The following is a 13202-nucleotide window of genomic DNA, read 5'->3' on the forward strand; positions in this document are numbered from 1 at the left end:
CAGAATTAAGCGTTGATAGCTTCAACTACTAGCTTAGTGTAAGGTTGACGATGACCTTGTTTCTTACGATTGTTCTTTTTCGCTTTGTATTTGAAAACGATGATTTTCTTAGCGCGACCTTGTTTTTCAACTTTCGCAGTAACTGTTGCACCTTCTACAACTGGGCTACCAACTTTCACGTTTTCGCCACCAACGAAAAGAACTTTGTCAAAAGTAACAGTTTCACCAGCTTCAACATCTAATTTTTCAATGTAGATTGCTTGACCAGCTTCAACTTTAATTTGTTTTCCACCTGTTTCGATAATTGCGTACATACTTGCACCTCCTCTTAATTACTAAGACTCGCCAAAAACGAGGTAGACATAAAATGTCTTTAGGGAACCTGTCTTGTGCGGTTGTAGCATATAGCAGTTTAGGTGCTATAAACTATAACATAAAAATATTACCATGACTCATTGACTATTGTCAATGAATGTTCTGCTAACTATTTTTTCCGTTCTACAATTTCTTTCTTACTTCCAAAACGGATAATAGCGTACTTTTCGATAATATCATCTTTGAAATAAATTTCAAATGGAATATTTTTTTGTAATTCTTTTTGTGAAAAATGTTTTTGCAAAATTTTTGGTGCAGCGATTAATACTGCTTCATCTTCTATATTGCCATATGTAATTAACTCTCTCTCTAGCTCATATGCAATTGTTTCATAAGACATAACATACCCCGTCGCTTTACAAGGTACACATTCTTCTAATAATACGTCACGTAACGAATGTTTCTTACGTTTTCGCGTCATCTCTAAAATACCTAGCTCTGTAAACCCAAGCACTCTTGTATATGTGCGATCATCTTGCATAGCAGCTATGAGGCGTTCTCTTACCTTCTCTTTATCTTCCCGTCTTTTCATATTAATAAAATCAATTAATATCATCCCGCCAATATCACGAAGTCTTAATTGACGAGCAATCTCTTCAGCAGCCATTTCATTTGTGCGAAATACGGTATCTTGTAAATTTTGTTTTCCAGTAAATTTACCTGTATTCACATCAATTACAGTCATCGTCTCCATTTGTTCTACAATTAGATAGGCACCATTTGGTAGCCACACAATTTGTTGAAGTGCTTTCTCGATTTCACGATCTATTCCAAAATGGTTAAACATCGAAGATTTTTCATTATAAAAGGATACTCTTTCTTTCCCTACTTTTTCTTCTAATTCTTTTACTATACTTCTCGTATCTACAACTATTTTTTCAATTGTTTCAATTGGGTTCTCCTGAAATACACGATCTAAAAACGTCGCTGGTTGATGAAGTAGTAAGGGCGCCTTCCCTTGATCTTCTTTTCTTTTTAACTCTTCATATAACTTCTGCAACCCTTGCATTTCAGCTTGTATTTCATCGATCGTTCCTTTTTCAGAAGCAGAACGGAAAATGTATCCACCCGTTCCTTCTACTTCAATTCCCAGTAACTGTTGTCTTCTTTTATTATTTTTTATTTTCCGAGAAACAGCGCGCATGTCATCATACGGCATGTAAACGACATATTTTCCGGTAAATTCTACCTTCGCCGTTAATTTTGGCCCCTTCGTATCAATTGCCTCTTTCACAACTTGTACAAGTATCGCCTGCCCTTCATGTATGCGATATGAAGATGGTACATCATCAAACGAAAGATATGCATGTTTTTCTAATCCGATATTTACAAAGGCTGCGTTCATTCCAGCAATTGTTCTTACAATACGCCCAACATAAATATGTCCGACAATCTCCTGCTCTTCATTCCGTTTCCATAAAAGCTCGACAATTTTTTGTTTCTCTTCTATCGCAACACGCTTTTCCGAACCAGTGTAGTTAATATATAACGTCTTCAAAATTATTTCCTCACTTTTCACTTCTTTTCCTTACAATATAAAAGGTTAGTGTCGTCGTCAACACTAACCAATTAATTCTTCAACAGATGAGGTTGTTCGTTTTTCAGCAAAATACGCATACAACAATTCATTTTCGTCCAATGTGTAATGCTCTTTATATTTTCCATGGACGATAATAGAGTGTTTATATCCTCTGCGAAATTTTGTGAAAATCGTATATAAATGATCTTCCGTTTTCACCTCAATAGGTGCTATTTTTTCAATATCTCTTTTATTCCCATAATAACGTTCTAATAAAAAGCGCATAAATGCGTACCGTCTTTGTTTCCATTCTTGATATAAAGAAATCGCTAGAAAAACGAGTAATACCCACATCATAATGTTATTACTATTCCAAAGTAACTGCCATCCTAATATTACACTAAAAAAAACACATGACAATTTCATCATCTTTTCATGTGCTTGTAAATAGGGAAAACGATATGATAATACATTAAATAATACTTTTCCGCCATCAAGTGGCCAAATAGGCAATAGATTAAACCCTAAAATAATGACATTATTCCATACAAAGAAATGGTACAAATCATCAGTTACCCAGCCCGCTTGATACAAAATATAAGCGGCCACAATCATCCATATATGCTGAATTGGCCCAGCTATAACGACAATTAATTCTTCTTTTAATGATTTATTCCCATGCTCTTCCATCTCAACTACGCCACCAAACGGCAAAAGCTGAATTTGTTTAATACGCCAATTATAATACGCTGCGGCAAAAGCATGCCCAAGTTCATGAATGAGAACGATACAAAATAACAATAGCAACTCTTTAAAACGCGCCGTAAAAATACCAATAACAATAATAACCCAAAACAACGGATGCACGGAAATTTTCGTGAAAACATCCCTATATTTAATCAAATGAAATCACCTGAATTGGATCAATAAATTTTTCATTCTTTTTTATTGCAAAATAAAATTTACCATTTTTATTATTTTCATCATTACTCACTGTTCCAATTTTTTGTTTCTTTGAAACGTAATCATATAATTTTACTGACATATCATTTAAATTTGCATACCATGACTCCGTACCATCAGCGTGCTGAATTTGAACTGTATTTCCAAGTTCCTCTTTCTTGCCTGCAAAAACAACTAGCCCTTCATTCACTGACTCAACTGTTGCATTTGTAGCTGTTTGGACAAATACACCTTGACCATTTTTTTGAAAACCTTGCATCACCTTTCCAGAGGCAGGAATTGCATAATCCTTTTGCTGAATCGTTCCTTCCTTTCTCTCATTAGGCGAATAGAATACGAGAGGTTTTCCAAACTGCTTTTCGTACCATTTCGCTACAGTGGCAAACTGAAACTCCTCTTTCATCACTTTTTCTGTAACAGCTTTAGCACCATCGAAAGAAGAAGGAGCATTCTTGTATAAAATAGCAACAGAAAGAACTAATATTGCTGATAGCAACACTTTGAAGAGAAAAACTTCTTTTCGAAATAGAGGATGAATTTCCTTCTCCCCCTCTTCAATAAAGACCGTTTCGCTATCAAAATCTCCTCCCGCAAAATACCGCTCTTCCTCCATCCTTTCTTGCTCTGCTTTCCTTTTCGCAATCCGCTTTTTAATTTCTTCCACACGTCTATTCTTCATACTGTCTCCTTTCTTTCGTTAGCCTTATTCAAATAGAAACAGTTATATACAGTTTGTACATATGTATGAGTTATAGAAGGAAGATATTCATGCGAAGAAAAAAGAAAGCACTCCGCATTTATGCGAAGTGCTTTTAACGGATTCCAAAGAAATTTTTCATCTTTGTAAATACCGATACTTTTTCTTGTTCAAATGCTTGTAATGGTACATTCTCACCTAACAAGCGTCTTGCAATATTACGATAAGCTATTGCTGCTTTCCCACTAGGTTGCAGTGCTACAGGTTCACCTGTATTCGTAGCACGAATAACTTCATCATCATCCTCGACAACTCCAAGAAGCTCGATTGACAGTGTACGTACGATTTCATCAACGTCTAACATATCCTGTTCATGAAGCATATGACTACGCACACGGTTAATGACAAGTTTCGGTGGTTCAATATCCTCTTTCTCTAAAAGCCCGATAATACGATCCGCATCACGCATTGAGGATACTTCTGGTGTTGTTACAACGATTGCTTTATCCGCACCTGCTACTGCATTTTTAAACCCCTGCTCAATCCCCGCAGGACAATCAATTAATATGTAATCATAATCTTGACGTAATACTTGTATTAATTCATCCATTTGTTCAGGTGTTACCGCCGATTTATCGCTCGTTTGTGCTGCAGGTAATAAATAAAGATCATCAAAACGTTTATCTTTAATAAGAGCCTGAGGTAAACGACAACGCCCTTCAACGACATCAACAAGATCAAATACAATACGATTTTCCAGCCCCATTACTACGTCTAAATTGCGTAAACCGATATCTGTATCAATTAAACATACTTTTTTTCCAGATAACGCAAGGGCTGTACCAATGTTCGCAGACGTTGTAGTTTTACCTACTCCGCCTTTTCCAGATGTAATTACTATTGCCTCTCCCACAGCTATACAATTCCCCTTTCTAACTTTGTTAAATTAGGTCTAAGATGTGTGAGAAGTTGCAGGCGATCGACAACAATGTGATTGTTCTCATTAATGTACGCACATTCTGCCGCCTCTGCTCCGTCTTCTTTCTCTTCCGGAGCCCGCATTGTCACATCACTAATTCGGAGTTGCATAGGGTTCATACTAGATGCAGCAATAACAGCTTCTGAATCTCCATCATACCCCGCGTGTGCAATTCCTCTTAATGATCCCACGACAAAAATATTCCCCCCAGCGATAACCGTTCCGCCTGGATTAACATCTCCAATTAATAATAAATTGCCTTTTACATGTAACACTTGTCCAGAGCGAACAATTTTGGAAATAGGGACAATTTCTGTTTCTTCTTTCCAAGCTATTGCTTCTGCTTTTGTTATAACATCACTTTCGATTGATTCCACAACAAGGTTCTTCTTATTGCGAATTAACGTACGAATCTCTTCTTGTTGTACTTCTGTTAAATAGCGATTTCCTACTTTAACACGCACTTCAATTAAAGAACGTCCGTCACCCTCATAGTAATGTGTAGAAAGCTTTTCATCCAATTCTTTTAGTAGTTCAGAGAATGAACAGCAATCATCTAAATGAAGTGTTATTCCATCTTTTGTCCCTTTTATCGTTACATTTTGTTGCTTTTTTTCTTCCACTAAAGTTCACCCCACCGATTCAATTCGACATAAAATTAGAAAATCCTTTTTTCTTTTTCTTCTATCGCTTTTGAAAGACGCACTAAATATCGTCTCAGTGGGAAACAAACTATTAACAAGAAAATTCCATTTAGCAATAAAGTAGCAAGGAGACGATCTGTGAAAAAGACAGATGCTGACATGTGAGTACGTCCTAACAAAGTTAAAAACCCATACACATAATACTCTAATGCTGCAATGCCAGCCAGTACGATAGAAGCGACAATAAATAAATTCAATTGTAATACCTTCATCACACTATAAACTAAATAAGCTAAAATCGGATAAGCAAAAATATATATACCGACAAGTTCTGTGTATACGGTATCAAATAAGAAACCAAATAATAGTCCGTAGTAAATCCCTTGAATTGGACTATAGTACACTGTAATAAAACATAACACAATTATAAAGAAATGCGGTGCTGCTATACTGTTGTTCCAAAAGACGTCTGTTGGAACAACAGTAGAGAACATATTTTCAAATAAAAAAACAAAAAGGAGCAGAAGAGGAAGAGCTGCTCTTTTTAAAATCGTCATCATCTCTTCTCCCCCTCCTATTCTAACGACGCTGTAGGCATATCACGTTTTGCAACTATAACATGCTCTACATCATTCAAATCAGCGGATGGTTTTACATAAGCTGTTTTTGTTAAACCGTATGGATCTGGCTGAACATCAACAATTTTCCCAATCGCAAGACCTTTTGGGAAGATATCACCAAGTCCAGATGTTACAACTAGTTGATCTTTTTCTACTTTTGCATCAGAGCTAATCTTTGTGAAAAGAAGTAGTTGTTTTTCTTTATCGTAACCTTCAATCAATCCAAAGATATTTTCTTGTCCTTGTACAATAGCAGAAACACGGTTTGTTCGGCTCATAGAACTTAACAACTCTACTGACGATGTAAACTGAGATGCACTTTTTACGCGTCCAACTAAACCTTTCGGAGTTACAACAGCCATATCTTTTTTAATCCCTTGCTGTGCTCCTTTATCAATTGCAACTAAATCGTACCATTTATCGGGATTACGAGAAACCACACTAGCTTGTACTTCCGTATAATCACCACGGGACTTTTCTTTACCAGTTAATTCTCGTAGTTTTTTATTCTCATCCTCTAAATTTTTCACTACTACAGATAAATCTGCGGTAGTATCTAATTTTGCTTTCAGCTTTTTATTCTCTTCATACGTGCGCTTTACATCTTCTACGTTTTCGAAGAATCCGGCAACATAATTCGCTGGCTTTTGGAATACACGTTCTACAACACCGACAGTATCTTTAATAAACTGCTCTGGCCATGTTAAACTATTCCGTTCTTTCAATGAGATTCCAATCAATGCCACGAGAAGAATAATACTAACTAACAAAACAATTAATCTTTTGTTTAAGAAAAACTGTGGCACGTTCACACCCTCTTAATTTCAGTGATTTTTATTTTGCAATATTATCGAGCAGCAGTTTTGAAAAGGTCGATATTGTCTAACGCTTTACCCGTTCCAATTGCTACGCAATCTAATGGGTTCTCTGCAACAAGAACTGGCATATTTGTTTCTTCACTAATAACTTTATCTAAGTTACGTAGTAATGCTCCACCACCTGTTAATACGATACCACGGTCCATAATATCCGCTGCTAATTCAGGTGGAGTTTTTTCTAACGTATTTTTAACTGATTCTACAATTGCATCTACTGTATCTTTTAATGCGTCTGCAATTTCTTCTGGTTGAATTAGTACTGTTTTTGGTAAACCACTTACTAAATCACGACCGCGAATTTCCATAGGCTCGATACCTTCTGGCTCGCCTGCAGAACCGATTTCTAATTTTAGTGCTTCTGCTGTTCTTTCACCGATCATTAAGTTGTAGCTTTTCTTAATGTACTGAATGATTGAATCGTCCATATCATCACCAGCAACACGAACTGATTGACTTGTTACAATACCACCTAAAGAAATAATTGCAACTTCTGTTGTACCACCACCGATATCAACAACCATACTACCAGTCGGCTCCCAAACAGGTAAGTTTGCACCAATTGCTGCTGCAAATGGCTCTTCGATTGGATAAGCATCACGAGCACCAGCTTGACGAGTCGCATCGATTACCGCACGTCTTTCTACAGCTGTAATACCAGATGGTACACATACCATTACGTATGGCTTACGTGAGAAGAATCCATTTGATTTTTGAGCTTGTTGAATGTAGTATTTCATCATTGTTGCTGTTGTTTCATAATCAGCAATTACACCATCTTTCATAGGGCGAAGTGCCACTACGTTTCCTGGTGTACGACCAATCATTTGTTTTGCATCGCTACCTACCGCAACGATTTGTTTCGTATCAGTTTGTAATGCTACTACTGAAGGTTCACGTAAAACTACACCTTTTCCTTTCACATATACAAGCGTGTTCGCTGTTCCTAAGTCAATTCCAAGATCGCGAGTAAATCCACCAAATCCAAACATATCATTTATCTTCCCTTCTTATTTTCACGGACTCATTTTTCTTACTTTATATTTATAAAAACAGTACGTTTTTTTATATCTGTATCCTTCTTGTAGATAATTTTCTACAAAAAACTCATAAATCACATTATAAAACAAAATAGGTAAAAAGAATAGTCTTAAATATGACCTTTTTCCTTTAAACTCACGAATTTATGGTCACCTATTATGATATGATCAAGCACTTCAATTCCAATAATTCGACCACATTCTACTAGTCGTTTTGTAACTTCAATATCTTCACGGCTCGGCGCCGGATCTCCTGAGGATAGCAATAGGTAAGACTTTGAGGTTATCTCCACCTTTTCCCCTGCTCTACACCGTGCGTGCAACTTTCATCGCACACGGCATGCCATCGTTTGCCTTCTATTTCATTTTCCTCAATCTACTTAGTTTAATTTAAATCCCTAATTTACTTGATTATTTCATTTCCAATTAACAATCTTAGTTTATTCAGCTTTATAAGTTGTTCCTCATTTAATTCAAGAAATTCAAGATACCTTTGGATAGTTTCTACATCTGTGGCATGGATTAGCCGGTGAACATCTCTAGTAATTAGCACTAAGTTGGAATAACTATCATCCTTCGTTTTACTCCATAATGTTTTATGATGGCAATCCATTTCCGTTAGAATCAATTCTTCCCCAGTTACTGCACATTTTCCATTTTGGGCTATAAACAGCGATATTCGATTGTCATTGAATTCTATCGTTGCCCGTTCATTAATGATAGGGTGTTCCCTAATCCATTGAACTTGCCAGTTCGGAACCGACTTTTGTTCCCGATGTATTAGTTCTCGTCCTTCTTCGGTAAATTTATTAACACTATTTTTGGGCATTAATGCTGTTTTTGTTTTAATGAACCCAATAGGAATGAGGGGATATCCATTAATATATCTTGTCATCTTTGATTTTAAATAAGGTTTAATGCCTTTATCTTTGATTGGATAATTGGTTGTTTTTCGCAATGAAAATTGCTTTAATCGTTGACGTTCTATTTGTGTTAATTGGTATTGTATTGGCATCAAACTATTGACTACTTGCGTCGCAATTTGATAATAATTGTGAATGCCAATAACCATACTATTATAAATTCGAACGTTCTTGATTAATTCGTTTCCATTGGGAACTCTTTGCATGAGTTTGATTTGGTCTTTGAGTTGTTTCTTAATCCTCTTTCGTGCTTTTTCTGCTATATGTGATTGACAAACGTATTTTCTGCGGCCAAAACGGTCATATCCTTTTCGTTCCATTTTCAGTTCAAAGCCGAGAAACTCGCTACTTTTCTTTTTCAGATTTGTAATTTGAGATTTCTCCTCAGAAATAGGAAGGTTTAACCGTTCCTCTAGCCACATTTTGCTTGCCATGAAAATCTTTTCAGCATTTAATCGCGTTGTAGTAAAAATTTTAAAATCATCTGCGTAGCGGACAATGTACATTTCTTTTAATGTAGATGTTTTTCTAAGTTGTTGATAGCGATATTGACGATTATACCATCCTGTTTTCTTATTAAAATAGTCGTTAATCGTTCGACACTTTTTACTTTCCCATTGGTTTGCAATCCACCAATCAAATTCATTTAGAGTGATATTCGCCAATAGAGGGGAAAGTATTCCACCTTGCGGTGTCCCTTTTGTTGGATGTACGATTTCTCCATTTGGTAAAACAATAGGCGCTTTTAACATTTTACGTATAATCACAAGTAATTGTTTATCACGAATACCCATTGTCCAAATTTGTCGCATAAGCTTTGAATGTTTCACTTCATCAAAGAAACCTTTAATGTCTATGTCCACTACATATTGCATTTTATTATTGTTTATTCGTCCATTACATGCAGATATTGCATTTTCAGCTGATTTTGTCGGTCTAAATCCATAACTATATTTATAAAAATTAGCTTCACATATAGGTTCCAGTACTTGTAGAATACATTGTTGTGCAATTCTATCCCACATAGATGGAATACCTAATGGTCTAGTTTTTCCATTAGGTTTTGGAATTTCCACACGTTTTACTTTTCGAGGATTATACTGTTTAAATCTTTTCTTCACAATTCCAATAAACTCATGGGTTCCAAGCTCTTCAACGTCCTTTATCGTAACTTCATCGACTCCAGGCGTAGCACTTCCGTTATTCCGTTTAATATTTCGATAGGCAAGTAGAATGTTGTTGTCTGAAGTAATGATTGACATGAGGTTTTTAAATTTTTGTTTATCCTTACTTTTTACATAAAGTTCATCGAAGATTTCAGTCATGCCATAATACTCAGCATGGCGTAACCTTGTATTTTTCATTCTAGGGATCTTCTTAAAGCTTTCGTTCAAGGTATATCACGCTCCAATCTTGGCTCGTGACCTTTTTAGTCATACGAGAATCCTTGAGATGATTGAGTTAAAATAATTTAGGCGAAACGACTTGAGGCTATTGTTCCATTTCCATTACAGAAACTTCATCACTCCTGCCTCTACTCTCACTATCATAAAAGGAAGTTATAGATATATTCCTTTCCTTCCTAACACTTCGTCGAGTGTGTACTCTCCATGTTGATAGCTTTCCACGTTCCCTTAACTCTATCTATTCTTAACTTAGGTGCTAGCTCTTGCCTGACGTCCTCTCCATCGCCTGTAACGATGCATGGAGCTTTCGAAACCACCATACTTACTCGCCCACGGAACGCACTTGAAGTTTTCATCAAGTCTACTCATTTCTAAGTAGTTCCACTTACAGACATTTCATTCGCTAGTTCGTCAGTGTTTTACCACATTCTCACCATATTAAGTTTTTCACGACTCCCGACCTATCAGTTGTACCAACCACCTCTGGTTAGCTTTCGGTTACTCATGAGTACTACGACAACTTTCAGCCGACTTCACCGAGCTTCACACCCTATTCTTATACACATTCGAATAACGCATGTCGGAGTATTAGAGTAGGCATTTCAAGGCGTTACCCTATCATTCTACCTATCGAGTTAAGAGTTCACGACTCTCTTACTTGCCATAAATGACGTTCAGACAGCGTGCGTAACCTTTTCAGTTAGGAACGTGTCGCACGATGGTTATGAAGACATATAATAGAGGCTGCTGCACGGCGAAACGCTTCTTTAAAAACTTCCCTTGGGTGCACAATCGACGTATTTAAACTTCCAATAAAAATAGTTTGCCTATGTATAACTTGATTTTTCGTATTCAAATATAAACAAACAAAATGCTCCTGTTGCAAAAAACGCATCTCTTCCATCATATAACTCGCACAATCTTCTGGACTTCGAATACTATATCTATTTTGATATTCTAAACGTACCATTCTTCTACCTAATTCAAAAGCAGCCATAAGCTGCGACGCCTTTGCAATCCCAACACCATGAATGCTCATCATCTCTTCTAACGTTGCATCCTTTAACATTCGTAGGCCGTCAAAATGATGTAGGATATTATCTGATAACGTTAACACCGTTTCTTCTTTAGAACCCGTTCTGAGTAAAACTGCAAGAAGTTCTCGATTCGATAAACTTCCTGCTCCTTCTAACAATAAACGCTCCCGTGGCTGTTCTTCTCTCACAACATCACGAATACCGTTCATCTCTCCACCCCTTTTTTTACGATTTCTCCTAAAGAAAACCCCATGCAATTTTACGCATGGGTTACATCGCTATCAAACTGTTTTAGTTCACGGACAAGACGCGCAATTGGCAAGCCAACTACACTGTAGTAGTCCCCTTGAATATGTTGAACAAAAATAGACCCTTTACCTTGAATTCCATAGCTTCCTGCTTTATCAAGCGGTTCCTTCGATGCAACGTATACGTCTATTTCCTCTTCTGTTAATTCCCAAAATGTTACTTCTGTACGTTCATAAAAAGTTACCGTTTTTTCTTTCAATATAATTGCAACACCTGTGTATACTTCGTGTGTTTTCCCCGATAATAATCGTAACATTTCTTTCGCCTCAGCCTCATTAGACGGCTTTCCAAGAATACGTGAATCATATGTAACAATTGTATCTGCACCTAATACAACGTGATCACTATGATTTTCTGCCACAGCAGATGCTTTTTGCAAAGCAAGCGACATAACAATATCAGAAGGTGATAAATATGCACCAATCGTCTCTTCTACTTCACTAACAACGATTTCAAATGGCACATCAGCTAATTCAAGCAGTTCCTTCCTCCTAGGTGATCCTGAAGCTAAAATAATTTTCCTCATATTTTCTCCTTCCCTTCTCGCATGAAGCAGAATAATTCAAATCAATCGTATCAAAGGAATAGTTTCCCCACAAATTCTAGAAATATCATTTTCTCTAAACAAAATAATAGTTCTTTTTAAATACGATTATATTCTGTCCATACAGAAAGCACTTTGCTCTAAATTCAAAAGAAAAGAAAGAAGTACATGTACTTCTTTCTCCTTCATCTTATTATCTTATTACTTTACTTTTTGTGAAACCATTTTTTCGTACGAAAGTAATCCATCAATAATAACTTGATTTAATTTAGCTACAGATTCCTTATCGCCCTTCCCTTCCTTGATCGTTTGCACCGCTATTGACGTATACGTATAAAGCTTCTTCGCATCTTCACGCTTCATACTCTTCGCTTCCTTTTCAATAGCTTTCCACTCTTTTTCAATCGCCTCTATATCTTTTGGATTACTTTTTCCACTAGTTTGTACGCTGGACGCATATTTTGTTAAATGAGTATATAATGGCTGCACTTTCGCTAAAAACATTCCTACTTCTTTATCATTTTTGATCAATGCTTTATCTGTAATATCCCAATTTTTTTTCAAAACTGAAACACCATCTTGCTTATACTGATCTATTAATTGATTAACAGCCTGTTCATCGCTCGTAATACCAACAACTAACGCATACTTATCACCACTCGGTTTCAAAGCAGCCACGCCCCCATTGCCTTTCCACTCTTCAAGAGCGGCCTGTCCCTTTTCTTCGGAAGAATAAATCCCTCCTTGAACAAAATATAATTTCATGGGGTCTAATGACGTTCCTACCTGCGCTTTTTGTTTTTCCACTTTTGGTGCCGGTGTTTGTTCTGCCGTTCCACCCACCTTTGATTCTTCATTCCCCATCTGCTTCGAAGCTGTTACTTCGCTTCCCCCTGTCGTCCCTTGTCCCTTAAGTAAATGCAGCATTCCCATTCCAAACGCCGTACCAATAACAATTGCAGTTGCAACGATTGCAATTATTGTATTACTCCACTTCTTTCGTTTTTTTTCCTTAGACACTAATTTCGCTTTTTGAAACGGAACAACGTTTTTTAGTCTTTCACTTTCTACTACCATCCAGTCAAACTCATCCTTCTTTTTTTCCTCATACTTCGCTTCTGTTCCATTTACTTTCACTGAGATCGTTCGTGATTGCTTGTCCATACACTCACACCTCACCTCTTATCGTTGTCCGCATCATATCATATTCACTTCGCAAAAAAACGAGATATTTGTCAGAGAAATTCGCCAAATAACCCTATATATTTATC

Annotated in this window: 13 protein-coding genes, 2 pseudogenes and 1 other annotated feature; all 15 genes and pseudogenes read right to left on the minus strand. The window is 36.6% G+C overall.

Annotated features, from left to right (window positions below):
* Positions 1-5: 5 nt before the first annotated feature.
* Positions 6-314 (minus strand): 50S ribosomal protein L21, encoded by a 309-nt coding sequence (gene rplU, locus V7038_RS11675; RefSeq protein WP_000270907.1) that lies wholly within the window; start codon positions 312-314, stop codon positions 6-8.
* A gap of 14 nt (positions 315-328) precedes the next feature.
* Positions 329-407: a sequence feature (ribosomal protein L21 leader region), on the minus strand.
* 77 nt (positions 408-484) lie between these two features.
* Positions 485-1873, minus strand: coding sequence for an Rne/Rng family ribonuclease (locus tag V7038_RS11680; protein ID WP_002112039.1), 1389 nt, complete (start codon positions 1871-1873; stop codon positions 485-487).
* 63 nt (positions 1874-1936) lie between these two features.
* On the minus strand, positions 1937-2797 hold the full coding sequence (locus V7038_RS11685) for a M50 family metallopeptidase (RefSeq protein ID WP_002112040.1): 861 nt from the start codon (positions 2795-2797) through the stop codon (positions 1937-1939).
* Complete coding sequence (gene spoIVFA, locus V7038_RS11690; RefSeq protein WP_002112041.1) at positions 2790-3536, minus strand: stage IV sporulation protein SpoIVFA; 747 nt, start codon at positions 3534-3536, stop codon at positions 2790-2792. Before spoIVFA ends, V7038_RS11685 begins: the two co-directional genes overlap by 8 nt.
* A gap of 133 nt (positions 3537-3669) precedes the next feature.
* Positions 3670-4467: a septum site-determining protein MinD gene (gene minD / locus V7038_RS11695; RefSeq protein ID WP_000503308.1), complete on the minus strand. Its 798-nt coding sequence runs from the start codon at positions 4465-4467 to the stop codon at positions 3670-3672.
* A 2-nt stretch (positions 4468-4469) separates the two neighbouring features.
* Positions 4470-5156, minus strand: coding sequence for a septum site-determining protein MinC (gene minC, locus V7038_RS11700; RefSeq protein ID WP_002112042.1), 687 nt, complete (start codon positions 5154-5156; stop codon positions 4470-4472).
* A 35-nt stretch (positions 5157-5191) separates the two neighbouring features.
* Positions 5192-5737, minus strand: coding sequence for a rod shape-determining protein MreD (gene mreD, locus V7038_RS11705; RefSeq protein WP_002112043.1), 546 nt, complete (start codon positions 5735-5737; stop codon positions 5192-5194).
* A 14-nt stretch (positions 5738-5751) separates the two neighbouring features.
* Positions 5752-6603, minus strand: a complete 852-nt coding sequence (mreC, locus tag V7038_RS11710; RefSeq protein WP_002112046.1) for a rod shape-determining protein MreC — start codon at positions 6601-6603, stop codon at positions 5752-5754.
* 41 nt (positions 6604-6644) lie between these two features.
* Positions 6645-7664 carry a cell shape-determining protein MreB gene (gene mreB, locus V7038_RS11715; RefSeq protein WP_000466738.1) on the minus strand — a complete coding sequence of 340 codons (1020 nt, stop codon included), beginning with the start codon at positions 7662-7664 and terminating at the stop codon, positions 6645-6647.
* 158 nt (positions 7665-7822) lie between these two features.
* Positions 7823-7969 (minus strand): annotated as a pseudogene (locus tag V7038_RS11720) (JAB domain-containing protein); the annotation flags it as partial.
* A gap of 146 nt (positions 7970-8115) precedes the next feature.
* Positions 8116-10029 (minus strand): group II intron reverse transcriptase/maturase, encoded by a 1914-nt coding sequence (ltrA, locus tag V7038_RS11725; protein ID WP_438825108.1) that lies wholly within the window; start codon positions 10027-10029, stop codon positions 8116-8118.
* A 188-nt stretch (positions 10030-10217) separates the two neighbouring features.
* Entirely contained in the window at positions 10218-10397 is a 180-nt protein-coding gene (locus V7038_RS11730) for a hypothetical protein (protein WP_098988541.1), read from the minus strand.
* 362 nt (positions 10398-10759) lie between these two features.
* A pseudogene (gene radC / locus V7038_RS11735) lies at positions 10760-11287 on the minus strand (RadC family protein); the annotation flags it as partial.
* 50 nt (positions 11288-11337) lie between these two features.
* Positions 11338-11913: a Maf family protein gene (locus V7038_RS11740; RefSeq protein WP_002112047.1), complete on the minus strand. Its 576-nt coding sequence runs from the start codon at positions 11911-11913 to the stop codon at positions 11338-11340.
* Between the two features lie 219 nt (positions 11914-12132).
* The gene (locus V7038_RS11745; RefSeq protein ID WP_002112049.1) at positions 12133-13095 is read right to left on the minus strand and encodes a hypothetical protein; all 963 of its coding nucleotides are present in this window, start codon (positions 13093-13095) and stop codon (positions 12133-12135) included.
* Positions 13096-13202 lie beyond the last annotated feature (107 nt).

The organism is Bacillus sp. JJ783 (genome assembly GCF_036963225.1).
In the GTDB taxonomy this organism is placed as follows: domain Bacteria; phylum Bacillota; class Bacilli; order Bacillales; family Bacillaceae_G; genus Bacillus_A; species Bacillus_A cereus_U.